Here is a 24,123-nt window from a genome sequence, read left to right as displayed (position 1 = left end):
AAATTTACGATCATTCATCCCGGTTTATTTTTTAATTTTGTGCTTTCTACGGAAATATTAATAATATTACAAAAATTTTCTCATGACTGAAAAAGCAATTCTCACTAAAAAAAATACCATCCTAATTGTGGAGGACGACGAAACCAGTTCTATACTTTTGCAGGTCTTTCTTTCACAAGGGAATCACAAATTACTTTATGCTGAAGATGGAAAAATGGCAGTCCAAATGTTTCGTGATAATCCGAACATTGATTTAATTCTGATGGATTTAAAAATGCCGGTAATGGATGGTTATGAAGCAACTCGTCAAATCAAGAAAATTAATGCCAATATTCCAATTATTGCACAATCGGCCTATGCCATGTCTGGTGACAGCGAAAAAGCACTGGAAGCCGGCTGTGATGATTATGTTACCAAGCCTGTAAAAAAAGAAGAATTGCTGGCTAAAATAAAAACTCTTTTAAAATAATTTATTCCATAAAAATGAAATCCAAAGTATTTATCCTTTTCGTCCTGATTTTCTCAACTCTAATTTCCATTTCACAGGAATCTTACCGGCCCGGTTTATTTTTCAGGGAAGACTGGAAAGAAACCCCGCCCGAAATTCCACTTTCACAAAATCATGTGGATAATCCCGATTTGATGGTGCAACTATACGGCGCCGGCAAAGACAGCCTGAAAAAAAGCAATCATGAAAAACCTGTAGATGATCCGTTTTACGTGTGGTCTGGCCTTTGTTTGGACAATTGGCTGGTTTCGCTAAAACACAAAGATTACAACGTAGATTTAACCGGGTTTGCCAAAATCAGGTGGCGCTCAAAACAGGCAGGTTTGAGGGAACTCCGCATTGCTCTTAAGCTGGCTGACGGAACCTGGCTGGTGAGTGACCTTTCCGACGGCCCTTCCAAAGACTGGCGCATTAAAGAATTTAACATTCAAAATATTACCTGGTATAAATTGGATATTAACCGTGTAACCGAAATTGGCCCAGTTTCAAATCCCGATCTTTCCAACGTGGAAGAAATCGGTTTTACCGACCTAATGCCCGGTGGAAAATCGGCCTCCTGCTCCCGTCTCGACTGGATTGAAGTGGACGGTAAACCGGTAATACGATAATCATTCATTGAGGATTTCCCCCAACTAGTCCTTTTTTAAGCGTTTGGCGCTGCTGTCGTTTGTCACATCCATCCAGGAGTCTTCGGCTACCACATTATTCGAAACAGCTTCCAAAATAGCACTGTCAGGCATTTTTTTTAGTGGTGTGTACCGTGGATGATGGCTTTCTTTATACGGATTGTTAGTTTTTGTATTGTAACAGCAAATCATAGCCCAGCGCGGATTTTCAGAATTATTCCGGTCTGAACGATGCAACAGGTTGCTGTGAAAAAACACTGCATCGCCTTTGTCAAGTTCAACGTAAACAAGTTCGAGCCTCTTTTTTGCCTCCTCTACGCGTTCCATGTCGGCACCTGCCTGTTCGCCTGATAACACATGGTTCACCCTTCCCAAATTATGCGAACCTTTTAAAACCTGCAAACAACCATTTTCAACCGTTGCTGCATCAACTGAAATGTAAACACTGCACAAATCAGGGAACAGCACCCCGTTTTCATACCAGTAACCGTAATCTTGGTGCCATGCCCAGGCGCCACCAACTTTAGCTTCTTTCATAATCATTTTAGAATGGTAATGATATACTTCATCTTCAAGCAGTTGCTCCACTGAATCAACAACTTTATGACTCCGGGCAATCATTCCGTAAATTCCGTCACCCGGGTGGTTCCAAAGCGAAAGACGCACTTTTGCACCTGTACCATCATCGCGATGAAAAGCATGTTTATCCATTTCACGGTCACTCTTCGCACGTTCCCGCAAAACATCAACCTCCTTTTCGGTAAGCAATCCTTTTAAAATAACATATCCGTTTTTGTGATATTCTGTAATTTGTTCAGGAGTAAATTTTCCTTTTCGTTCCATCTGTATAAATTTTTTAATGGTATTTACATACATCGAAAACTGAAACAAGCCTAATCAAAAGAAAGTTCAACAAATCAATAAGTTAACAATCCCTAAATTCTGTTTAAAAACAAATGCTACTTTTGTAAGGATTCATTTTTATGATACATTTATATGGAAACAGGTTCGCTCAGCGAAATTAAAAAAGAGTTAAAAACACTTTCTCCGCAGCAATTGCAGGAAATCTGTATCCGTTTGGCCAAATACAAAAAGGAGAACAAGGAGTTGTTGAGCTATCTGCTTTTTGAAACCCAAAATGAGCAGGCTTTTATTGAATCGGTAAAAGAAGAAATGGATGAACAGTTTACCCGTTTAAACCGCACCAGTTTATATCTTGCAAAAAAAACACTCCGGAAAGTTTTACGAACCACAAACAAATACATTCGTTTTTCGGGCTCAAAACAAACTGAAATTGAGCTGCGGCTCTATTTCTGCGAAAAAATGAGAGAAATGGGTTACCGGCTGAAAAACATCCGTGTACTATTCAATATGTACCAGCGTCAAGTCCATCTAATTCACAATGCCAATTCCAAACTTCACGAAGATTTGCAGTACGATTACGAAGAAGCGGTCAAAAAACTGAGTTTGTAAATTTCCTCATTCTTCTTTTTCATACATTTGCCCAATAAAATTTTGATAAAATGAGCGACGACAAAAAAATCATCTTTTCAATGTATAAGGTGAGTAAAACATACCCACCCAACAAAACCATCATCAAAGACATTTCACTTTCGTTTTTTCTGGGAGCCAAAATCGGCATTATTGGTTTGAATGGGTCCGGAAAATCAACCTTGCTGCGAATTATTGCCGGCATGGAAAAAAACTTTAACGGAGAACTGGTTTTTGCGCCGGGCTATTCCGTGGGATTGCTGGAACAGGAACCACATCTTGACGAGACGAAAACCGTTATTGAAGTGGTGAAGGAAGGCGTTCAGGAAGTGGTTGATGTAATGACCGCCTACGAAGAAATTAACCTGAAATTCGGGCTTCCGGAAGTGTACGAAAATCCGGACGAAATGGACCGGCTGATGGCAGAGCAGGCCAAACTTCAGGAAAAAATCGACCAGATGGATGCCTGGAATCTCGACAGCCGCCTTGAACGTGCTATGGATGCGCTGCAATGCCCGCCCAACGACCAGCCGGTGAGAGAACTTTCCGGTGGGGAGCGTCGCCGTGTGGCACTGTGCCGGCTGTTGCTGCAGGAACCGGATGTGCTCCTGCTCGACGAACCAACCAACCACCTCGATGCCGAAAGCATCCAATGGCTGGAAATGCATCTTGCCCAATACAAAGGCACCGTAATTTGTATTACCCACGACCGCTATTTCCTCGACAATGTGGCCGGTTGGATTCTAGAACTCGATCGTGGACAAGGTATTCCATGGAAAGGAAATTACAGCTCGTGGCTGGAACAAAAAGCCAAACGGCTGGAGTTGGAAGAAAAAGGACATTCAAAACGCCGAAAAACGCTGGAACGCGAGCTGGAGTGGGTGCGCATGGCGCCCAGGGCACGGCAGGCAAAATCTAAAGCCCGTTTGAGTGCCTACGACAAAATGGTGAACGAAGATGTAAAACAGAAGGAAGAACAACTCGAAATATTTATTCCGAACGGCCCACGCCTGGGCGATAAAGTTATTGAAATGGAAGGTGTTTCCAAACGATTTGGCGACCGGATTTTATTTGAAGACCTGAGCTTCAAGTTACCTCGTTCGGGAATCATCGGAATCATCGGACCCAACGGTGCCGGAAAAACAACCTTGTTCAAATTAATCATGGATCAACTGGAGCCAGACTCAGGAAAAATAGAAATTGGCGATACGGTAAAAATCAGTTACGTGGACCAAACCCATCAAGCGATAAATCCGGAAAAAACTGTATTTCAAGTTGTTTCGGGTGGAACGGAAACCATCATGCTGGGAAACCGACAGGTGAATGCGCGGGCTTATGTGGCCCGGTTTAACTTCACCGGCGCCGACCAGGAGAAAAAATGTGGCGTACTTTCAGGCGGTGAACGCAACCGGCTTCACCTGGCGCTGGCACTCAAATCGGAAGGGAACGTGTTACTGCTTGATGAACCGACCAACGACATTGACGTGAACACGTTGCGCGCGCTGGAAGAGGGTTTGGAAAACTTTGCCGGTTGTGCCGTGGTTATTTCGCACGACCGCTGGTTCCTCGACCGAATTGCCACCCACATCCTGGCATTTGAAGGCGATTCGCAGGCTTATTTTTTCGAGGGCTCGTTTACCGAATACGAAGAAAACCGGAAAAAGCGACTGGGAGAAGACACGCCCAAACGATTCAAATACAAAAAGCTGCAATAAATCACGGTAAAAAAGATTGATGTCAGATTTTGAAGCAACAAAGGTTGATGTGATAGTTGTTGGCGCCGGGGCTGCCGGGTTGCTTGCTGCCGGACGTGCAGCCGAACAGGGCTCCCGGGTGCTGGTTCTGGAAAAAATGCGTTCCGAAGGACGGAAACTTCTGATTACAGGAAAGGGTCGCTGCAACATTACCAACGATGCCTCTCCCGCTGAATTTATCAAACATGTGTTCCCCGAAGGCCGGTTTCTTCGCAATGCCTTTTCGCAGTTTTATTCAAAAGACATCATCAGTCTGCTGGAAAAATACGGAGTTGAAACCACTCTCGAACGCGGCGGACGCTACTTCCCGGCAAGCAATAAATCGCAGGATGTGCTGCACGCTTTGCTGAAATGGGTGAAGGAACAAAACGTTGAAATCCTTTGCGGCCAGCGGGTTGAAACGCTGATAACTGAAAACGGTGCGGTGCAGGGAGTCCAATCGAACGGCACTATTTTCAAAGCTTTAAAAGTAATACTGGCCACAGGCGGAAAATCGTATCCGGCAACAGGTTCCACAGGCGACGGGTACGAACTGGCCAAAAGCGTGGGACACACTGTTGAAAAACCTATTCCTGCACTGGTGCCAATGGAAACCAAAGGCAACCTGGCGCAAAAATTACAGGGATTAAACTTGAAAAATGTGAAAGCAGTGGTTTGGGTAAATGGCAAAAAAGCGGGCGAAGCTTTTGGCGAAATGCTGTTCACGCACTTTGGTTTGTCGGGTCCGATTATTCTCACACTAAGCCGGATTGCCGTGACCGCTTTGCAAAACAAAGATAAAGTTGAAATTACTATCGATTTAAAACCGGCCCTCGACGAGCAAAAACTGGACAACCGGCTGTTGCGCGATTTGAACGAACACGGGAAAAAACAGCTTTCAAATATTTTCCGCAACTGGCTGCCCGCATCCATGATTCCGGTTTTTATTGAAGAACTGAAACTCGACCCCGAAAAAGAGTGCCATCAAGTATCATCAAACGAAAGGAAACAAATCAGGTACCTGATGAAAAATCTTCGGTTTGAGGTGGCAAAACATCGTTCGTTTAAAGAGGCCATTATAACGGCGGGCGGAATTCCCACTAAAGAAATTGTACCCAAAACCATGGAATCGCGACTGGTAAAAGGACTTTATTTTGCCGGAGAAATCATCGACCTCGATGCCGAAACCGGCGGCTACAATCTGCAAATCGCCTGGTCAACCGGCTGGCTGGCAGGGAATTCTGCTTCCGGGAAATGAGTAAATGCAAATTCTGGCAGAAAGTAAGTAAACATATTACAGGTTCATTAAGGATGTTTTATTGTGATATAGTAAAAGCAATTTAAAAATCAAATGGCCCAATTGTCCTATTCTAACTTCAAAGGTTGAGCCTACTCCGAAAAGTCGGCTGATTAATTTCTAAAAATAATTTGTTGACAAGTTTGTTCATAAATAACAGAATATTTGTTTGTTTCAGAGCGGTTTAGGTCTCTGTTTTTATTATCTTCATGGGGAAATCAACATTTAATAGCATGTTTCGGAAGTCAGCATTACATACCCAGGGGAATCTTTTTAGCAGTGTCCCATCTATTTTGGGAGGAAAATCACTTAATCAGTACAATGATAATAGTGGTTGGCATAACCAATTCCGTAAACAAATCGTTTCGCGGATTGATGAATCTATCTTCAGCGTATTGTTCAGCCAGAAGATGGGGGCTCCCAATTCACCGGTATCGCAACTGGTGGGAATGATGATTTTGAAAGAAGCTTTTGGGTGGAGCGATTCCCAGTTGTTTGAGCACTGCCGGTTTAATCTGTTGGTTCGTAGCTCATTAGGCCTATTCAACCTGGATGACGAAGTTCCTGCCGATTCAACTTATTACTTGTTTCGTAAGCGAGTTCACCAGTATATGCGTGAAAAAAATGAAGATTTGCTGCAAAAAGTCTTTGAAAAAGTTACCCGTGGACAAGTAAAAGATTTTGAAGTCAGTGGGAAAAGCATCCGCATGGACAGCAAACTTTTCAGCAGTAACATTGCCTGGTACTCACGTTACGAAATTATCCACCAAACATTTGTCCTGTTTTGCAAGACGCTGAATGAAAGCGACTTTTTATTATTTTCAGAAGCAGAAAAACAACAACTTAAACCTTTGCTTGAGGAAGAACCACAAAAAACTATTTACCACAGTACCAGAGAAGATATACAAACCAGGATGCAGACAACCGGCATTCTGATTTACAAGACCCTTTTGCTTTTCTCCGGTAATAATAGCGAAGCTTATCAATTGCTCCGGCGGGTTTTCCGCGAACAATACAAAGTAGAGGAAGAGGACAAAAAAATTGAACTTCGGCCAAAAGAGGAAATTGAATCAGACAGTGTCCAGTCGCCCCATGACCCGGACAGCGCCTACCGCCACAAGTCTGACCAGAAAGTAAAAGGCTACAGCATGAATGTAACCGAAACCATATCGGACGGACCGTTAGACCTGATTACCAACGTAAACGTTGATAAGGCCAATGTTGCCGATACGATTTTCGTGCAGCCGGCAATCAGTTCAACACAAGCAATAACAGATACACCGGTGGAAAAGGTTTATGCTGATGGCGCTTACCAAAGCCCCGTTAACGATGAGTTTTGCAAAAACATCGATATGGTTTTTACCGGGATACAGGGAGCCGCTTCCCGTTACGACCTGGAAATGACACCCGAAGGATTAATGGTTACCGATACAAAAACCGGAGAACGCTTAAAGTCCACCCTTGCCAAAAAGCTGAAAAACAGCACTGAAGACAGGTGGTATATCAGAAACGGGAAAGACAAAGTTTATTTTAACCAGAAGGCCATCCGTACTTCCCTTTTGAGACGGGTTATGAAACAGCGCCCTATAGAAGAATCGCAAAAACGTAACAATGTAGAGGCAACTATTTTCCATGTCGCTTACCCGCTACGGAGCGGAAAATCAAAATACCGAAGTCTGATTAAAAATCAGACATGGGCAATTTGCCGGTGTTTCTGGGTAAACCTTGTCCGGATTATCCATTTTATAGAACAAACATGTCAAAGAACGTTTCAAAAATCGAAAAATACTGCTTTTACTGTCAAATTATGGCTCGAAACCACACTCTACGGTTCTATCCATAAAAATCTGGCATGGCAGTCATCGGTTTTTGCTTTCGTTATTCTTTACAATACATTTAATCAATTTTTTAAAACCTACTTGTTAGAGTAGGGTCAAATTTGTGATTTCTCAGTCTCTTCGTGCCTTTTTGGCCAAATTAAGGATTGCCACCAAGTCTCCAAGGCATCATGGTTCGCTAAGTTCTTGTTTTTTATTTTCAGTTTCCATCCGAAAGTAAACGATCAAAATACTCCACCGTTTTCAGCAGCCCTTCACGCAGCGGCACCACAGGTTCCCAACCATCCAGTTTTTCGCGGGCCAGCGTAATGTCGGGTTTTCGTTTCACGGGATCGTCGGCAGGTAAAGGCAGGTAAATAATTTTCGATTTGGAACCGGTTATATCCAGGATTTCACGTGCAAGTTCAAGCATGGTAAACTCTCCCGGGTTGCCGATGTTTATGGGACCTGTAACGGAATCATCTGTGGACATCATGCGAACCATTCCTTCCACCAAATCGCTAACATACTGAAAACTGCGGGTTTGTGTGCCTTCGCCAAAAATGGTAATGTCTTTGTTTTGCAGGGCCTGCACAATAAAATTGGAAACTACGCGGCCATCGTCGGGTTCCATTTTTGGGCCATAGGTATTGAAAATACGTACAATTTTAATGCGTACATTGTTTTGCTGGTGGTAATTCACAAAAAGCGATTCAGCACAACGTTTTCCCTCGTCGTAACAGGAGCGCACACCAATGGGATTAACATGTCCCCAATAATTTTCCGGCTGCGGGTGCACTTCGGGATCGCCATATACTTCGCTGGTTGAAGCCTGAAGGATTTTTGCACGGGTGCGTTTGGCCAACCCCAGCATATTAATGGCGCCCATTACCGAAGTTTTAATGGTTTTTATGGCATTGTACTGGTAGTGAACCGGAGATGCCGGGCAGGCTAAATTATAAATTTCGTCCACTTCAATGTAAAACGGCATGGTAACATCGTGCCGCACCACTTCAAACCACGGATTATCCATCAGGTGAACAATTTTTTGTTTTTTCCCTGTGAAATAATTATCGAGGCAAATCACTTCGTTTCCCTGATTTAAAAGATGTTCACAAAGATGGGAACCTACAAAGCCGGCGCCGCCGGTTACCAGTATTCGTTTCATCGTTTTAGTTTTTTATTGATATTAATTTTAACTTTTTCTGAATGGATGAATCAAATTCAAAAGTATCAAATTTTATATGTTCCCGAAGGGTTATCAACAAAAAACTGCATTGTTCAATTTAAAAGGTATTTATTACCTGCACTTCTAAAAATTTAGTTATTTTCAACAGTTCAAAGAGAGACGATTTTTTAGGGAGAAAATCAAAGTTTAATCATCGGGAAAAAATTTCAAAGGAATTAATATGGACAATCAGTTTTCAAATGGCAAATCCACTCAAACACAAAAAAAACTACAAACACTCAAAAATAAAAAAGAACTGGAGGCCGAAATCGGCCGCTTGAAAACAGAATTAAGTCAGGTTAAAGAAGAACTTAGGGAGGCAACCAGCAATGCTGAAAATGCGCTGCGAATTAAATCGGAATTTCTGGCCAATGTTTCGCACGAAATCCGAACACCGCTTAATGCCATTTTGGGTTTCAGCCAGTGGCTGCATGAAAACACCCCGGACAAGCAGCACCGCGAGTATTTAACAACCATTTTGCAAAGCGCACGTAACCTGCTGAATTTACTGAACGATATCCTCGATCTTTCAAAAATTGAGTCAGGAAAAATAAATATTGATATTCACCCGATGAACTACCAGGAGGTGATAAACGATATTAAACTGGTATTTCAGCAAAAAGTGGAAGAGAAAGGCCTTTCCATGAAAATAACAACTGATTCCACCGTTCCTGATTTTATTTTTATGGACGAACTGCGGTTTTACCAAATCATTTTCAACCTGGTAAGCAATGCCATAAAATTTACCCAAACCGGCCATATACATATTACTGCACAGGCAGCAAAAACTGAAAAAAATGACGAAGTAAACCTTATTATTACCGTAGAGGATACGGGAATTGGCATTAAAGAAAATCATCAAAAAAATATTTTCCAGAACTTTAAACAGCAAAACGGACAAACCAACAGGGAATATGAAGGAACCGGCCTGGGACTGGCAATTGTTTACGGATTGCTGAAAAAGCTAAATGGCGCCATCACAATTAAAAGCAAGCCCGGCAAAGGTTCAGTTTTTACGGTTACTTTTTACCAGGTAAAAGTAGATTTTGACGAGATTACCCGTGTGGAAACATTTCGCGAAGGGGCAAATATGAAGCTGGCTCCGTGTAAAATCATGATTGTGGATGATATTAGTTATAACATTCTGGTTTTGAAACAACTGATTAATTCTGAAGAGACCGCATACATTGAAGCAAAAGATGGCACAGATGCCCTGGCCAAACTTAAAACAGAAAAGCCAGACCTGATTTTTATGGACATCCGGATGCCGGGAATAAACGGATTTGATGCTACGGAAATAATAAAACAGGATAAGGAACTGAAAGACATACCGGTTATTGCTTTTACCGGCTCTACGTTAAAAGACCATAACAGCCGTATTAACAACCTGTTCGATGGCTTTCTGCAAAAACCCGTATTCAAAAAAGACCTGGATGCCGTTCTGAAACGTTTCCTGAAATTTAGTTATGTAGCAGAACCCGAAATTAAATCTGAGGCAGAAATTAATCTGGAAATTTCAGATAATTGTTTAAAAGCTTTGCCAAAAATTCTGGAAAAATCACAAAATTATTTTCTGAATAAATGGGAAGAATTAAAAGACAGTCTGATCATTTTTGAAATTGAAAGTTTTAATGCCGAACTGAAAACAATGGCTGTTGAAAATTCATGTAATCCTATTCTTAATTATTGCACAGAGTTTGAAAATGGACTTGAAACCTTTGATATTGAATTAATTAAACGAAAGCTGGATGAATTCCCCAAATTAATTGAAAACATGAAAGACCGCTATCAAAAAATGATTCACTAATTTTGGGGTTTTAAATGAATAATGAATAAAAAAATTTCTGAATTTTTTGGCTACTTCAAACTGGAAAAACTAAGAAATGATAAGCGGATAGTTGTATTTTCGGTTTGCCTGCTCATTGCGGCCTCACTTTGGTTTTTAAATGTAATGGGAAAGGATTATACTACTGTCCTGTCCTACTCTGTGAAGTACGTTAATCCTCCCAAAAATCTATTTCTGGCCAACACCCCTCCCTCAAAACTTGAATTAAATGTTCAGGCTCACGGGTTTACTTTGCTCAGGCATAAACTGGCTTTTTCTTTTTCACCTATTGTATTGGATTTGTCTGCAATCAGCCAGTCATTAGAGAGCGATAACAATGAATACCGGGTGCCATCCGAAAATTTAATCCGCAGAATTGAAACGCAGGTGAGCAAGGAAATTACAATAAACGGTGTATCTCCTCAAACTTTTTCACTGGTTTTCGACAGCCTGAACACGAAAAAAGTTCCTGTTTCACCATTGGTTGAACTCAACTTTAAACCTCAGTTTAATTTAAAAGGAATTGTGGAATCGAAACCTGACAGTGTGAAAATTACAGGGCCGGCAGCAGTGCTCGATACTTTAACCATTTTACATACAGAAAAAGTGACTTTTGAAGGATTGGACAAATCCATAGAACAATTTGTAAATGTGGCACATCCGGGTAACACTGAAATTTCTCCTGAAAAAGTAGAGGTTATTGTTCCAGTTGAAAAGTTTACCGAAAAGAAAATCTCTCTGCCGATTCAGGTCATAAATTTGCCCGAAGATGTTAATTTAAAGCTCTTTCCGCCAAATATTGCGGTTACTGTAATGGTAGGGTTAAGCGAATATGAAAAGGTTTCAACACGTGATTTTACAGCCACTGTTGACTTTACCCAGGCCCTTTCGGGTGAGAATTACCTTGAAGTTTCAGTTGAAACAAACAAGGACTATATTCAATTGATGAAAATTGTACCCAATTCCATAGAGTATTTAATTGAATCTGAATGAAGTAAAAGTTCCCAAAATGACTTTAATCGTTGGAATAACAGGAGGTATTGGCAGCGGAAAATCAATGGTTTGCAGAGTTTTTCAAATGCTTGGCGTTCCGGTTTTCGAAGCCGATACAGTGGCCAAAAATTTATATGAATCGAATTCAGAAATTAAGGCCGGATTAATTCGCCTGTTTGGATCGAACATCTACTTACCGGAAGGGCAACTTAACCGAAAAAAACTTGCCTCCATAATTTTCACCAACGATATTCATTTGCAAAAAGTGAACGAACTGGTGCATCCGGTTGTTCGTATTGCATTTGAAAATTGGCTGAAAATGCACGAAAATGCACCTTATGTTATTCACGAGGCTGCCATTTTGTTTGAAAGCGGTTTTTATAAAATGATGAATTTTACAATTTTGGTTTCTGCACCTGAAAATGAACGCATTGCGCGGGTTGTTGCCCGCGATGGTGTTTCGGAACAAATGGTACGTGAGCGCATGCAAAAACAGTGGAGCGAAGAAAAAAAACAACAACTGGCCAGTAAAATTCTTATAAACGACAATAAAAATTTGATTATTCCTGAAATTATTCAGATAGATAAAAACTTAAAAGAACATGGGAAAATTTGGTAAGTGGATTGGCGGAGGATTAGGTTGGGCAGTGGGCGGCCCGATTGGTGCAATATTCGGTTTTATGGTAGGCTCATTAATTGATGGGAGCAGCGCAGAAATGCTAACTGGTCGAACCACCGGGTATTCGGGCAGAACAACAACTGGCGGTTATGTGATGAGCCTTTTGGTTTTGGTGTCTGCCGTAATGAAAGCTGACGGAAAAGTTCTAAAATCGGAACTGGATTATGTAAAACGTTTTATGGTTCAAAGTTTTGGTGAAGCCTCGGCCACTGAAGCTGTAAAATTGCTGCGCGACCTGCTGAAACAAACCATTCCGGTTAACGAAGTTTGCCGCCAAATCAGGCAAAACATGAACTACTCTGCCAGGTTGCAGTTGCTTCACTTTCTGTTTGGAATTGCCAATGCAGACGCACATGTGGAAGAAAACGAACGCCGCCTGATTGAAAACATTGCAAAAGAGATGGGAATTGGCAACAGCGATTTTGAATCCATCCAGGCCATGTTTGTGCGCAATGTTAATGCCGATTACAAAATCCTTGAAATTGAGCCAACTGCTTCCGACGAAGACCTGAAAAAAGCATACCGTCGCATGGCCATGAAATACCATCCCGACAAGGTAAGTCATTTGGGTGATGATTTCCAAAAGGCAGCAAAAGACAAATTCCAGATGGTAAACCAGGCTTACGAAAACATTAAAAAGGAACGGAAAATCGCATGATTGTTATTTCAACAAATATTGGCGAGCCCAAAACCATTGTTTGGAACGGCAAAAAAGAACAAACGGGAATTTACAAATATCCGGTTGAGCATCCCATTTTTCTGGGAAAAGAAGACGTGGAAAACGACCATGTAATGGACCGCAAGTACCACGGAGGAGTGGACAAAGCATGTTATTTGTATTCGGCCGAACATTATAGTTATTGGAAAAAATTCTATCCTGAATTGGAAATACCCTGGGGAATGTTTGGCGAGAACCTCACTGTGGAAGGTCTTTACGAAAATGAAATCAACGTTGGCGACACTTTTGAAATTGGTGAAGCTGTTGTGCAAGCCACTCAACCCCGCCAACCTTGTTACAAACTGGGCATCCGTTTTCAAAATCCCAAAGTGGTAAAACAATTTGTAGATTCCGGATTTCCCGGTGTGTATGTCAGGGTGCTGAAAAACGGAAAGGTTAAAACCGGCGATAAAATGATTTTGAAGGAAAAATCCGATTCCGTTTCCATCCAAAAAGTTTTTGAGTTGCTTTACACCGACAATTTTCAGGAAGAGCCACTCAAACAGGCGCTTAACAATAAATTTTTAGCTGAAAGCTGCCGCAGGGATTTGCTGAAAAAATGGAAAGAGCATCTTGAAAATCTGAAGTAATGATTCTAATTTCAGCAAGAAAAATTACCTACTCCCCTTCCGCAAAGTGCTGCAAATACGAAAAACGTTCAGTTAGTTTGCCGTCTTTTGTAACCGATGCCCGTTCGATAATTTCATCGGCATCTTCACCAAAAAGTGATGGAAAAACTTTGTCAATCAGGTTGCGACCAAAATCACGCGAGGCATCTTTGGGCAGTTCGTTGGGCAAATTATCCACCGCCTGAACAGTTACATTTTTTTCGGAAGAAAATGGAGCTTCCAGTTCGCCGGTTTCGGGATTGTAGTCGTAAAACGGTTCGGCAATGGTCGATGCCCTTTTGGTGGAAGGAATGGAACCTTCAATATCACAAGTAATGTCAGAGATTACGCTGATCCGGAAGCCCGGCTGTTTCATATCCTCGGCTGTAAACAGCATCGGGGCTTTGGGATCCCAGTAAGCGGCGGCCATCAAAACATCGGTTGAATGTGCATACGGCAAAAAGGCATTTTCATACATTTCCGGTTTTTTGAAAAAATGCTGTAATCCGAACGCACTTCCGTCTTTCCGCCTCGCATAATGTTGGGGCAATAGTTGAGCATAAACTGGTTTTTCAGGCTGTTCCGTTTCCAGGAACTGTTCCGGAGACAATCGTTGAATTTTCATAAATTCAAGTACTTCCAGCACGCCGCTGGCCACGCGACCATCACCTGTAAAAGCAATTTTTACCGGAGGCAGATTCACCAGGTTCAACTGGTATAACATTTCTTCCAGACCGGCGCACTGATGAGCCGGTTTCAAATCGAAAATGCGGTTTCGAAGGCCAAAAGCCCGTAAACCATTGTATGCGCCCACCAAACCGGCAAACCGGCCAAAACCGATGATGCGGAAACCATTTTTGTCAGTCAGCACTTCGTAATCCACCAACTGTATTTTTTTCTGAAGAAAGGTTTGAAGCAGCTTCCTGTTGTATTCCTGCTTTTTTATGGTATGCGAAAAGAAAAAGTATATTTTCCCCTGAAGTAAATCAATTATTGGAACTTCCTTCACCCCCATCAGCACATCGCAATCCGACACATCTTCCTGCACCGGAATTCCTTTTTCCCGGTATTCCTCATCACTAAAGCACCTGACATGGCTGGTTTGTATAATCACCTGAACACCGGGAAAATTTTGCTGAACTTCAATGCATTGTTCCGGTGTAAGTGGTACCCGGTTGTCGGGAGGTATTTTTCCTTCACGTAAAATTCCAAGTTTTGTCAACATTCTTATTTATATTTCTTTATTTTCCGGTAAAACTCTTATTTTGAAATAAATTACACATCTAATTTATAATCCTAAAATTAAACGAACGAATTATGATTAACGGCTAAAGCCAATTTTTCTTTCTTTACATTTAACCCCCGGCTTAAGGCGGGGGCAAAAAAAACTGCTATATTCAAAGGCTTCAGCCATTAATTTTGTTTCTTTTCCAAACATCGGTGTTTATATTTTTAGAATAGCATTAGACTTTACCCGCCCCTAAATTAAATTCATTCTTTGTAAAATTATCCCAATATTTGTGAAGATAAAAGTAAAAATTATGGCAGCCAAAAAATTTATCTGGTTATCCGCGATATTGTATTTTATATTAACCATTTCCTGTGTTCAGCGCAAAAACGAACAGGTGGCAACCGACGGTTTTTCGGGCTCGGAAAGCTGCATCCAATGCCACGAAAGATTTTACGAATTATGGGCGCCCTCGTGGCACGGAAAAGCCATGCAGCCGGTAAATGCAGGTTTTGTAAAAGAATATGAATTGCCCGAAAGTGGACCAATGGAAATCGAAGGAAGATTTTATGCAATGGTTTACGAAGATTCTTCCATGGTGATGCTGGAAAAAAATGGAGAAGAATTGCTGAAAAAATACCCGGTTCAATGGTCGCTTGGCGGACGGAATGTTTTTACGTTTCTGGCTCCGCTGGAAAAGGGTAAACTGCAAACCATCCCGTTGGCATACGACATGAACCGCCAAACCTGGTTCAACTACCCCGAATCAGCAGTGCGGCATTTTGGCGATGCCGGCGATGAAGATGAAGCGCTGCCCTGGCGCGACCGGATGTATGCCTTTAACACGGCTTGTTACAATTGCCATGTCAGCCAGGTATCTTCCAATTACGATTTGGAAACCGACACGTACCATACAACCTGGAAAGAGGCCGGCATTAACTGCGAAACGTGCCACGGGCCGAGTGCCGAGCATGTGCGGGTTTTTCAGGAGGCTGAAGAAAAAGGAGAAGAACCCGAGGATTGGAAAATTCTTGTAACCAGCACGTTCACCCCTGAAGAACACAACTCGTCGTGCGCGGTGTGTCATGCAAAAGGCAGCGCGATTACAAAAAATTATGTGCCACCGGAACCTTATTTCGACCATTTCACTTTGGCCACACTCGAAGATCCTGATTTTTATCCCGATGGCCGCGATTTGGGTGAAAACTACACGATGACCGGCTGGAAAATGAATCCGTGTATTCAGAAAAGTGATTTGCATTGTGTAACCTGCCACACTTCCAGCGGACGGAACCGGTTTGCAGATAACCCCAATGCTGCATGTACTTCGTGCCACGAAGATAAACAAGGTACCGGACTGGTGGCGCACACCATGCACCAACCCGACAGTCCCGGCTCAACATGTGTGAACTGCCATGCACCCAGCCGCGAGTTTGTGGGTCATTTTATCCGCAGCGACCATTCGTTCCGGCCACCCATGCCTGAGGCAACTATAAAATTTGGCTCGCCCAACGCCTGCAACCAGTGCCACGATGATAAAACTCCGCAATGGGCCAACGAAATTGTGAAAATGCGGACCAACGGAAATTACCAGGAAGAAACGATTTACTGGGCTCAACTCATTAAAGAAACACGGGAAGAAAACTGGAACCGCCTCGATGAAATGCTGAAAATTATTCAGGAAAACAAATACAATGAAGTGGTGGTCACGTCGTTTATCCGGTTGCTTGCCAACTGCCCTGATGATAAAAAGTGGGAAACCCTGCTCGATGCTGCAAAAAACAATCCCTCGGCTTTAGCCCGTGCCGCCGCCGCTACTTCCCTGAACGGCAATCTTTCAGAACAAGCAAAAAATGCATTAGTAGTCGCTTCCGGAGATGAAATCCGGTTGGTTCGGATTTCAGCAGCCGCATCGCTTGCAGGTTTTGGCGACGACCGGTTTTCAACAACAGAAAAACAGGTGGTTTCCAATGCTACCGACGAATACATAAAATCAATGGTAGCCCGTCCCGACGACTGGAGTTCGCACTACAACCTGGGCATTTACCACCAGAATCAGGGAAACGCCAACAAAGCGCTGGACGCTTATGAAACAGCCTCCCGGTTGTACCCGGAGTCGCTGATGCCTTTTATCAACAGCAGTGTGCTGTATTCATACATCGGCAATCCGGCCAAAGCCGAAGAAAACCTGAAAAAAGCGCTGGAAATCGATCCGGATAATGAAGCGGCCAGTTTAAATCTCGGACTTCTTTTAGCGGAACAGGGAAAACTGCAGGAAGCCGAAAAAGCATTGCAAATCTCATTGAATGCCAATCCGCAACAGGCCGTGGCAGCCTATAACCTCAGTGTGATTGTTGTACAACGCAGTATAAATGAAGCGGTACACTATGCCAAAATTGCTGCCGAATCTAGACCTGAAGAACCAAAATACGCTTATACGCTGGCTTATTACCAATTGGAAAACAATCAAAAAACAGAAGCGGAAAATACCCTGAAAAAACTGATTGCCGACCATCCGCTTTATCTGAATGCCGTGAGTTTTCTGGCGGACATTTATATGCGGGATGGCAGAACAAATGATGTGCAGGCACTTTACGAACAAACCTTAAAAACAGAAGGGATTTCAGCACAAGATAAAAACGCCATACAACAGGCGCTGAATGCAATTAAAAATGCGTCGTAAACATTCATTCGAAATAACCGTTTATTTCAAAAAAAAAAATTGAAATCGCATGTTAACAATCATATCACCGGCCAAGTCGCTGGATTTTAAAACAAAACCCACAACACAGAAATTTACCATTCCTGAATTTTTAAACGAATCGGAAAAACTGGTTGGCAAACTGCAGAAAATGAGTGCTAAAAAGCTGTCGGGGCTGATGAATATTTCGGGAGAATTGGGAAACCTGAATTTCGAACGTTACCAAACCTGGCATCTTCCGTTTACTCCTGAAAACGCAAAACAAGCTGTGCTGGCCTTTAACGGCGATGTTTATACCGGTCTGGACGCTCCTACCCTTTCCGAAGAAAAACTGAATCTGGCACAACAAAAACTGCGGATTTTATCGGGATTGTACGGTGTGTTAAAACCGCTCGACCTGATGCAGCCTTACCGTCTGGAAATGGGAACAAAGTTTGGCGTGGACCGGGCAAAAAATTTGTACAGTTTCTGGGGCGATAAAATCACCAAAAACGTTCAGGAAGCCATTGACGAATCGGGCACCAAAATCCTGGTGAACCTGGCGTCCAACGAATACTACAAAAGCATCGATACCAAAAAACTGGATGCCGAAATTGTAACCCCGGCTTTTAAAGACATGAAAAACGGGGAATACAAAATGATTTCGTTTTTTGCCAAAAAAGCCCGCGGACTGATGACCCGTTTTATTTTGGAAAACAACATTGAAAATGCAAGCGATTTGCAGGCATTCGATGCGGAAGGGTATGTTTTTAATCCGAGGTTGTCGAAACAAGGACAGCCTGTTTTTATAAGAGGTTGACATCTGTTTGAAAAGCAACGGGTGGCGCGAATTCCGATCCGCGCATTTCGGGTGGGGCGATCTCTGAATCGCTCATTTTATTAATCAGCGAATCGGAATCCGCTGAACCCTGTTCACCCGCTGTACCAGTTTCCCGGCCAGTCCTCCCTGTTTTTCACCAAGCCTGCAGCAACCGGATTATTTAAGGTATATTCAATGGCGTAATGCAAATGTTTCTCATCACGAATGGTGGTATCGAAACTCTCGGTTTGCCAAACCGCTCCTTTTCTGTTTTCCACTTTGTTAATCTGATTCGCAGAAAACCGCTTTACTGAATTCATAATGTCCTGCACATAAACCGGTTTCCCTTTTTCATCTTTTTCAAATAAACGAAACACCCAGTGCACATGATTTGGCATAATGGAAAATGCATAGGCTTCCAGTTTTTTCCCATTCCAGAATAGCAGGGTTTCTTTAACTGGTTGCAAATTCTCAGCTTTCGAAAGGTTAATTTTTGGATTTTTATCGCTGGCTAATAATTCATCATAAGCTTTTATGTATTTTTTCCGAAGTGAATAATATTGCTTTCTGAGCTTTTCCAGTTCGGGTGGAGTGGGTTCGTTTGGCGCGGTTTCCAAACCGCTCATTTCTTTAATCAGCGGTTTGGAAACCGCTGCACCCGTAACACTCGCTGCACCATAGCTTTTAATCTGCAACCGTAACTTCACCAATTCGTCGCTGTATCGTTTTAATGCTTTTTTAGGCACTGCATCTTTTAAGTTCCAGGTAACAAAATATGCCTGTCCGGGTTGCTGAAAATGGGGTAATAAATGCCGGTAAAATTCCTTTTTCATGGGTGGTTTTTGAATGGCAATTTAATAATTCCGGGAGAAATATGAAACGGGTATGGCAATTTTTTCGGGTGGAGCGATCTCCGAATCGCTCATTTTTTTTAATCAGCGGTTCGGAGACCGTTGCACCCGGTTCACCCTTATTCAAAGTCGGCCAGCAACTTATCTGCCATGGCATCGGCCAGTTTCAGCAACTGTTCCTTGTTGTCTTTTTTCAGGGCACCGAGTTCTTCCACCGGGTCGTAAACCAGTTCCCACTTGATTTTTTCGGCAAACAATTTCAAATTTTTTACGCCGCCGCCATTCCATGAATAGTTGCCAAAAATTCCGAGGCAATGGTTTTTGGGCGCCATATGTTCAATGGTAGAAAGCAAAATTTCCACATTGGGAAACAGCGCATTATTGTACGCCGGACTTCCCACAATAAATCCCTTGTATTTGAAAATGTCGTTAATGATGTAAGACGCATGGGTTTTGGACGCATCGTAAACCCGGATGTTTTTAATTCCGCGCTCAGCCAACCGGCGGGCAATCACCTCAGCCATTTTCTGCGTGTATCCGTACATGGAGCCGTAAACAATAACCACACCCTGGTCAAGATCGTAAGAGCTCCATTTGTTGTAACGGGTGAGCACCCAGTCGAGGTCGGTGCGCCAAATCGGTCCGTGGGTGGCGGCAATCATTTGAATATCGAGCGGCTTCAGTTTTTTGATGGCCCGTTGGGTGTGTGGACAATATTTTCCCACAATGTTGGTGAAGTATCGCATTACTTCCACCTCGTAAAAATCGAGATTGATTTCGTCGTCGAAAATACCGCCGTCGAGCGTACCGTAACTGCCAAATGCATCGCCCGAGAACAAAATTTTGTTGGTTTCTTCGTAGGTCACCATGGTTTCGGGCCAGTGCACCATTGGAATGGTCTGGAACTGCAACCGGTGTTTTCCGAGTTCCAGCAACGATCCGTCGTGTACAAGGTGAACATTTTCAGACTCCATGTAAAAACTTTCCACAAATGAAAATGTCTTTTTATTTCCCACCAGCGTAATTTCCGGATATTTCTGAACAATGGCTTTTAACGCTCCCGAGTGGTCGGGTTCCATGTGGTTGATCACCAGGTAATCGATTTTCCGATTGCCAATAATCTCTTCTATACTTTCGAGGTATTCATCAATAAACGAGCGTTCCACCGTATCAATCAACGCAATTTTCTCATCAACAATAATGTACGAATTGTATGAAATGCCGTGCGGAATGGGCCAGATGTTTTCAAACAAATGGGTGCGCCGGTCGTTGTGTCCCAAAAAATAAATATCTTCTGAAAGATTTACATATTGCATGGTTTCATCTTTTTAATTTCAGGTTGCGAATTTAATGATTTTGCAGGGATTGTCAGAGCAAAAATCCGGTTGAAAACGTCATGCAGTAAAAATGTTTTATCTTTGATTTAAATTTAGCTTGATTAAATGACGAAAAGAGATATCATATTAACTACGGTTAAAAAAAGAATCAAAAGTGTGGATCCGAAGGCCAAAATCATTTTATTTGGTTCCAGGGCAAGAAATGATGCTAAAAAAGATTCTGACTGGGATTTTCTGATTCTTACCGAAGCGACTCCTGACAGAAATTTCAGAAACAAAATTTATGATGAACTTTTCGAACTGGAGCTTGAAACCGATGAAGTTGTAACAGGAATTGTTCAAAATATTGAAAGCTGGGATGAATATTCCAATACTCCTATTTACCAAAATATCCTCCGGGACGGTGTTGAAGTTGAATCATTAATTCATAATGCCCAATGACCATCGACAAGAAAAGTAAACTCATGTTGTTCCCGCGGATCGGAAAACTTATCATCATTTTTTTCGCCATCGCGTTTATTATCGCCGGTTTGCGCGGATACCAGCTTTATATGTACGTTTTCAATGAAAATGTTAAAACCGAAAAAGCCTTTATTATTCCCGAAGGCGCCACCTTTAACCAGGTTCTCGACACGCTGCAAACCAACGATATTCTGATTAATTACAAAGCATTCAGGTGGGTATCGAAAAAGAAAAACTACCCTGATTTGATAAAACCCGGACATTATCTTTTTCAAAAGGGAATGAATACCAACCAGATTGTGAACAAGTTGCGGGCAGGAGAACAGGAGCCGGTGGATGTTACATTCAACAATACACGTTTTAAGGAAGATTTGGCCGGAAAAGTGAGTCGTTACCTTCAGGCTGATTCACTTTCCATTTTGCGACTGTTCAACGATAAAAAAAAAATCGAAGAATTCGGGTTTACGCCTGAAACTTTTAAGGCGATGTTCATTCCAAACACTTACGAATTTTACTGGACCACCTCTGCAGAAGAGTTTGCCGTTCGTATGAAACGGGAATACGAAAGGTTCTGGAACGAAAAACGCCGGCAGACAGCAGTAGCCATTGGACTGACGCCTGTTGAAGTCACAACACTCGCCTCCATTGTTCAGGAAGAAACGGTTAAGGCTGATGAATTGAAACGTGTGGCCGGGTTGTATGTAAACCGCCTGAAACGTGGAATGTTGCTGCAGGCCGACCCAACCGTAAGATTCGCTGTTGGCGATTTTTCCCTGAGAAGAATTCTGAACATTCACCTGGAAATCGATTCGCCTTACAACACATACCGAAATGTAGGATTGCCGCCCGGTCCCATCAACTTTCCTGAAGTTTCGGCCATTGACGCAGTTCTGGATTATGAAAAACACGATTATTTGTACATGGTTGCCCGTGAAGATTTTTCTGGCTATCACAATTTTTCCAGAAATCTGGCCGAACATAACCGGCATGCTGCAAGATACCGTGCGGCGCTGAACGAACGGAAAATCTGGAAATAGTTAAACGCAGTTCACTTCCCGTTCGAGCTGAATTCCGAATTTTTCAAAAACAGTCTGGCTGATTTTTTCCGAAAAATCATAAATTTCTTTTCCTGTGGCGTTACCGTAATTCACCAGCACGAGCGCCTGTTTTTCGTGCACTCCAACCTGCCCTTCGCGCATACCTTTCCATCCTGTTTTTTCGATGAGCCAGCCTGCTGCCAATTTAACCTCACTTTCGTTCACCTGATAAACCGGCGCATCCGGATAGTGCTTTCTTATTTTTTCAGCAACTTCCGTTTTAACAACCGGATTTTTAAAAAAGCTACCTGCATTGCCCAGTTCGTTCACATCGGGTAATTTGGAAGAGCGAATATCAATTACTGCTTTGCGAATATTTTGAAGGTTTATTTCACCCAGTTCCTTCACTTTTTCTTCCACCTGACCATATTTCAAATTGAATTCCGGAAATTTTTCCAGTCTGAATACCACTGAAGTAATGATGAACCGGTTCTTTAAATCGCGTTTAAATAAGCTGTCACGGTAGGCAAATTCGCAGGCATCTGCCCGAAATTCCAACGGTAGTTTTTGCTGAAGATCGTATCCTTTTACCAGTTCAATAACATTGCTCACCTCCTGTCCGTATGCCCCGATATTCTGCACCGGCGCGGCTCCAACCAAACCCGGTATAAGCGAGAGGTTTTCCACTCCTCCCATTTCGTAATCCACACAATATTTTACAAAATCGTCCCAAACTTCACCTGCGCCCACTTCAAACCAGATGTTTTGCCGATCTTCTTTTACTTTAAAAATTCCCGGAATATTGGGATGAATAACCAACCCCTCAAAATCTCTCTTGAACAGCACATTACTTCCTCCGCCCAGAATAAAATGCGGTAGTTCTTTCCATGTTTCATCCGACTGAATAAAAGTTTCCAAATCCTCCGGTTCGGTAAATTCAAAAAAATAACGGCACCTGGCTTCCACCCCAAATGTATTATGTGACTTTAAACTGTAGTTTTCGAAGAATCTGATCATGTAAAAAATTTTGCGCAAAGATAGATGAATAAGACAAAAAGTGCTGGAATACACATAAAGAAATGGTTATCCTTTTGCTGTTCAAATAGTTGTTTACAAAAAAATCATACTTATAAATGAGATGATATGAAAAAAGGCTGCCGTTTCCGGCAACCTTTAGTTATTGAATACACGAGGTATTCATTCTTAACATGTCGATAAAATGTTATTCAAAATCAACTTTTCTCACTCTTCATTCAAGTTTCAATCTCGAAACATTTCAACTTTTAAACAACACATTTATCGTACAATCAGTTTTTGAGTTATTCTTCCGGCTTCACTTTCAACCGAAATAAAATAGACTCCGGCATTTACACCATTTAAGTCAATTCTTTGATTGGTATTTACCACTTTTTCAACTCGCATCATTTTACCTGAAATGTCGATGATTCGAAGTGTACTGCCAATCTCATCAGTGCGAACGGTAATGTATCCGGTAGCCGGATTCGGATAAAAATCAAAACTGATTTCTTCCAGGCTTGTAACGCTCGTAGGTGTTAAATCCATCAAAATTACAGTGTCGATTACATGAACCACACCATTCTGGGCTTCAATGTCAACTGCAACAATGTTGCTCACGCGACCGTTCGGGTCAATTACTTTCGCGCCGTCTTCCAGGCTGAATGTCAGTTCCTGACCCAGCAGGGTTTCGGCTGTCAGTCCTTCGCTTAAATCTGTGGACATTACTTTACCGGCCAGCACGTGCATCTGCAATACAGCTTCCAACGTTTCGGTGTCAATGTCGTCCAGCGAAGTTGCGCCCAGTTCATCAAGCAGTGCAGCAAATGCAGCGTTGGTCGGGGCAAACACTGTAAACGGACCTTCGCCGGTTAATGCGCCTACAAAATCAATAGTCAAATCTTCGCGGGTTAAAGCAGCTACCAGAATGCTGAAATCATCATTACTGGTGGCAATGTCAACAACAGTGGCAGGACGCAAATCAGAAAGGATTACCGTGTCGATAACGTGTACCACACCATTCTGGGCTTCCATGTCAACTGCAATAATGTTGCTCACACGTCCGTTCGGGTCAATGACTTTGGCGCCGTCTTCCAGGCTGAATGTCAGTTCCTGACCCAGCAGAGTTTCGGCTGTCAGTCCTTCGCTTAAATCGGTGGACATTACTTTG

Annotated in this window: 22 protein-coding genes; 15 read left to right on the top strand and 7 right to left on the bottom strand. The window is 42.4% G+C overall.

Translation table 11 applies throughout. From position 1 onward, the window contains the following. The first annotated feature begins 82 nt into the window (after nucleotides 1-82). Complete coding sequence (locus tag ACESMA_RS07595) at nucleotides 83-469, top strand: response regulator (RefSeq protein ID WP_372948189.1); 387 nt, start codon at nucleotides 83-85, stop codon at nucleotides 467-469. A 14-nt stretch (nucleotides 470-483) separates the two neighbouring features. After that, a complete protein-coding gene (locus ACESMA_RS07590; protein WP_372948188.1) occupies nucleotides 484-1,116 on the top strand; it encodes a hypothetical protein in 633 nt (210 codons plus the stop codon). A gap of 24 nt (nucleotides 1,117-1,140) precedes the next feature. Here the strand turns inward: ACESMA_RS07590 and ACESMA_RS07585 are convergent, their stop codons facing one another. Then, a complete protein-coding gene (locus tag ACESMA_RS07585) occupies nucleotides 1,141-1,977 on the bottom strand; it encodes a phytanoyl-CoA dioxygenase family protein (protein ID WP_372948186.1) in 837 nt (278 codons plus the stop codon). Nucleotides 1,978-2,130: 153 nt separating this feature from the next. Between ACESMA_RS07585 and ACESMA_RS07580 the strand changes: the two genes are divergently transcribed. The 4 genes from ACESMA_RS07580 to ACESMA_RS07565 all read left to right on the top strand — a co-directional run bounded on the left by ACESMA_RS07580 (nucleotide 2,131) and on the right by ACESMA_RS07565 (nucleotide 7,586). After that, on the top strand, nucleotides 2,131-2,607 hold the full coding sequence (locus ACESMA_RS07580; protein WP_372948185.1) for a hypothetical protein: 477 nt from the start codon (nucleotides 2,131-2,133) through the stop codon (nucleotides 2,605-2,607). Between the two features lie 50 nt (nucleotides 2,608-2,657). Beyond that, nucleotides 2,658-4,340, top strand: a complete 1,683-nt coding sequence (gene ettA / locus ACESMA_RS07575) for an energy-dependent translational throttle protein EttA (RefSeq protein ID WP_372948183.1) — start codon at nucleotides 2,658-2,660, stop codon at nucleotides 4,338-4,340. A 19-nt stretch (nucleotides 4,341-4,359) separates the two neighbouring features. Further along, complete coding sequence (locus ACESMA_RS07570; protein WP_372948182.1) at nucleotides 4,360-5,616, top strand: NAD(P)/FAD-dependent oxidoreductase; 1,257 nt, start codon at nucleotides 4,360-4,362, stop codon at nucleotides 5,614-5,616. Between the two features lie 272 nt (nucleotides 5,617-5,888). Further along, entirely contained in the window at nucleotides 5,889-7,586 is a 1,698-nt protein-coding gene (locus ACESMA_RS07565) for a transposase (RefSeq protein WP_372948181.1), read from the top strand. Nucleotides 7,587-7,692: 106 nt separating this feature from the next. On the opposite strand, the gene ACESMA_RS07560 is transcribed toward ACESMA_RS07565, so the two are convergent. Further along, entirely contained in the window at nucleotides 7,693-8,640 is a 948-nt protein-coding gene (locus ACESMA_RS07560) for a UDP-glucuronic acid decarboxylase family protein (RefSeq protein WP_372948180.1), read from the bottom strand. Between the two features lie 241 nt (nucleotides 8,641-8,881). Between ACESMA_RS07560 and ACESMA_RS07555 the strand changes: the two genes are divergently transcribed. Genes ACESMA_RS07555 through ACESMA_RS07535 form a run of 5 tightly spaced genes read left to right on the top strand, consistent with a single transcriptional unit; the run spans nucleotide 8,882 to nucleotide 13,505 of the window. Then, nucleotides 8,882-10,507: an ATP-binding protein gene (locus tag ACESMA_RS07555; protein ID WP_372948179.1), complete on the top strand. Its 1,626-nt coding sequence runs from the start codon at nucleotides 8,882-8,884 to the stop codon at nucleotides 10,505-10,507. 21 nt (nucleotides 10,508-10,528) lie between these two features. After that, nucleotides 10,529-11,518: a YbbR-like domain-containing protein gene (locus tag ACESMA_RS07550; protein ID WP_372948178.1), complete on the top strand. Its 990-nt coding sequence runs from the start codon at nucleotides 10,529-10,531 to the stop codon at nucleotides 11,516-11,518. Nucleotides 11,519-11,534: 16 nt separating this feature from the next. Then, the gene (gene coaE, locus ACESMA_RS07545) at nucleotides 11,535-12,137 is read left to right on the top strand and encodes a dephospho-CoA kinase (RefSeq protein ID WP_372948177.1); all 603 of its coding nucleotides are present in this window, start codon (nucleotides 11,535-11,537) and stop codon (nucleotides 12,135-12,137) included. Further along, nucleotides 12,121-12,855, top strand: a complete 735-nt coding sequence (locus ACESMA_RS07540; protein ID WP_372948176.1) for a TerB family tellurite resistance protein — start codon at nucleotides 12,121-12,123, stop codon at nucleotides 12,853-12,855. Before coaE ends, ACESMA_RS07540 begins: the two co-directional genes overlap by 17 nt. Beyond that, nucleotides 12,852-13,505, top strand: coding sequence for an MOSC domain-containing protein (locus ACESMA_RS07535; protein WP_372948175.1), 654 nt, complete (start codon nucleotides 12,852-12,854; stop codon nucleotides 13,503-13,505). Before ACESMA_RS07540 ends, ACESMA_RS07535 begins: the two co-directional genes overlap by 4 nt. A gap of 28 nt (nucleotides 13,506-13,533) precedes the next feature. Here the strand turns inward: ACESMA_RS07535 and ACESMA_RS07530 are convergent, their stop codons facing one another. Then, on the bottom strand, nucleotides 13,534-14,748 hold the full coding sequence (locus tag ACESMA_RS07530; protein WP_372948174.1) for an NAD(P)-dependent oxidoreductase: 1,215 nt from the start codon (nucleotides 14,746-14,748) through the stop codon (nucleotides 13,534-13,536). A 316-nt stretch (nucleotides 14,749-15,064) separates the two neighbouring features. Between ACESMA_RS07530 and ACESMA_RS07525 the strand changes: the two genes are divergently transcribed. Both ACESMA_RS07525 and yaaA read left to right on the top strand, forming a co-directional pair. Next, on the top strand, nucleotides 15,065-17,434 hold the full coding sequence (locus ACESMA_RS07525) for an ammonia-forming cytochrome c nitrite reductase subunit c552 (RefSeq protein WP_372948173.1): 2,370 nt from the start codon (nucleotides 15,065-15,067) through the stop codon (nucleotides 17,432-17,434). Between the two features lie 49 nt (nucleotides 17,435-17,483). Further along, nucleotides 17,484-18,251 carry a peroxide stress protein YaaA gene (gene yaaA / locus ACESMA_RS07520; protein WP_372948172.1) on the top strand — a complete coding sequence of 256 codons (768 nt, stop codon included), beginning with the start codon at nucleotides 17,484-17,486 and terminating at the stop codon, nucleotides 18,249-18,251. 113 nt (nucleotides 18,252-18,364) lie between these two features. Here yaaA and ACESMA_RS07515 read toward each other — a convergent pair whose 3' ends face one another. After that, nucleotides 18,365-19,084, bottom strand: coding sequence for a transposase (locus ACESMA_RS07515; RefSeq protein ID WP_372948171.1), 720 nt, complete (start codon nucleotides 19,082-19,084; stop codon nucleotides 18,365-18,367). Nucleotides 19,085-19,221: 137 nt separating this feature from the next. Next, on the bottom strand, nucleotides 19,222-20,418 hold the full coding sequence (locus ACESMA_RS07510) for an FprA family A-type flavoprotein (RefSeq protein WP_372948170.1): 1,197 nt from the start codon (nucleotides 20,416-20,418) through the stop codon (nucleotides 19,222-19,224). A gap of 126 nt (nucleotides 20,419-20,544) precedes the next feature. On the opposite strand from ACESMA_RS07510, the gene ACESMA_RS07505 reads away from it, so the two are divergent. Together ACESMA_RS07505 and mltG are read left to right on the top strand one after the other, a co-directional pair. Next, nucleotides 20,545-20,880, top strand: a complete 336-nt coding sequence (locus tag ACESMA_RS07505; RefSeq protein WP_372948169.1) for a nucleotidyltransferase domain-containing protein — start codon at nucleotides 20,545-20,547, stop codon at nucleotides 20,878-20,880. Further along, the gene (gene mltG, locus ACESMA_RS07500; protein ID WP_372948168.1) at nucleotides 20,877-21,938 is read left to right on the top strand and encodes an endolytic transglycosylase MltG; all 1,062 of its coding nucleotides are present in this window, start codon (nucleotides 20,877-20,879) and stop codon (nucleotides 21,936-21,938) included. Before ACESMA_RS07505 ends, mltG begins: the two co-directional genes overlap by 4 nt. On the opposite strand, the gene murB is transcribed toward mltG, so the two are convergent. Continuing rightward, complete coding sequence (gene murB / locus ACESMA_RS07495; RefSeq protein ID WP_372948167.1) at nucleotides 21,939-22,955, bottom strand: UDP-N-acetylmuramate dehydrogenase; 1,017 nt, start codon at nucleotides 22,953-22,955, stop codon at nucleotides 21,939-21,941. A gap of 279 nt (nucleotides 22,956-23,234) precedes the next feature. Continuing rightward, nucleotides 23,235-24,123: fasciclin domain-containing protein (locus ACESMA_RS07490; protein ID WP_372948166.1), on the bottom strand; the 889-nt coding region annotated here is incomplete at its 5' end.

It is taken from the genome of Mariniphaga sp., assembly GCF_041687215.1.
Lineage (GTDB): Bacteria > Bacteroidota > Bacteroidia > Bacteroidales > Prolixibacteraceae > Mariniphaga.
Note: the sequence above shows the minus strand (reverse complement) of the source record. Positions and strands in the feature narration are given on the sequence as shown.

Coding starts and splice junctions, on each gene's coding strand:
- ACESMA_RS07595 (WP_372948189.1), top strand. CDS start 83: ATGACTGAAAAAGCAATTCTCACTAAAAAAAATACCATCCTAATTGTG.
- ACESMA_RS07590 (WP_372948188.1), top strand. CDS start 484: ATGAAATCCAAAGTATTTATCCTTTTCGTCCTGATTTTCTCAACTCTA.
- ACESMA_RS07585 (WP_372948186.1), bottom strand. CDS start 1,977: ATGGAACGAAAAGGAAAATTTACTCCTGAACAAATTACAGAATATCAC.
- ACESMA_RS07580 (WP_372948185.1), top strand. CDS start 2,131: ATGGAAACAGGTTCGCTCAGCGAAATTAAAAAAGAGTTAAAAACACTT.
- ettA (WP_372948183.1), top strand. CDS start 2,658: ATGAGCGACGACAAAAAAATCATCTTTTCAATGTATAAGGTGAGTAAA.
- ACESMA_RS07570 (WP_372948182.1), top strand. CDS start 4,360: ATGTCAGATTTTGAAGCAACAAAGGTTGATGTGATAGTTGTTGGCGCC.
- ACESMA_RS07565 (WP_372948181.1), top strand. CDS start 5,889: ATGTTTCGGAAGTCAGCATTACATACCCAGGGGAATCTTTTTAGCAGT.
- ACESMA_RS07560 (WP_372948180.1), bottom strand. CDS start 8,640: ATGAAACGAATACTGGTAACCGGCGGCGCCGGCTTTGTAGGTTCCCAT.
- ACESMA_RS07555 (WP_372948179.1), top strand. CDS start 8,882: ATGGACAATCAGTTTTCAAATGGCAAATCCACTCAAACACAAAAAAAA.
- ACESMA_RS07550 (WP_372948178.1), top strand. CDS start 10,529: ATGAATAAAAAAATTTCTGAATTTTTTGGCTACTTCAAACTGGAAAAA.
- coaE (WP_372948177.1), top strand. CDS start 11,535: ATGACTTTAATCGTTGGAATAACAGGAGGTATTGGCAGCGGAAAATCA.
- ACESMA_RS07540 (WP_372948176.1), top strand. CDS start 12,121: ATGGGAAAATTTGGTAAGTGGATTGGCGGAGGATTAGGTTGGGCAGTG.
- ACESMA_RS07535 (WP_372948175.1), top strand. CDS start 12,852: ATGATTGTTATTTCAACAAATATTGGCGAGCCCAAAACCATTGTTTGG.
- ACESMA_RS07530 (WP_372948174.1), bottom strand. CDS start 14,748: ATGTTGACAAAACTTGGAATTTTACGTGAAGGAAAAATACCTCCCGAC.
- ACESMA_RS07525 (WP_372948173.1), top strand. CDS start 15,065: ATGGCAGCCAAAAAATTTATCTGGTTATCCGCGATATTGTATTTTATA.
- yaaA (WP_372948172.1), top strand. CDS start 17,484: ATGTTAACAATCATATCACCGGCCAAGTCGCTGGATTTTAAAACAAAA.
- ACESMA_RS07515 (WP_372948171.1), bottom strand. CDS start 19,084: ATGAAAAAGGAATTTTACCGGCATTTATTACCCCATTTTCAGCAACCC.
- ACESMA_RS07510 (WP_372948170.1), bottom strand. CDS start 20,418: ATGCAATATGTAAATCTTTCAGAAGATATTTATTTTTTGGGACACAAC.
- ACESMA_RS07505 (WP_372948169.1), top strand. CDS start 20,545: ATGACGAAAAGAGATATCATATTAACTACGGTTAAAAAAAGAATCAAA.
- mltG (WP_372948168.1), top strand. CDS start 20,877: ATGACCATCGACAAGAAAAGTAAACTCATGTTGTTCCCGCGGATCGGA.
- murB (WP_372948167.1), bottom strand. CDS start 22,955: ATGATCAGATTCTTCGAAAACTACAGTTTAAAGTCACATAATACATTT.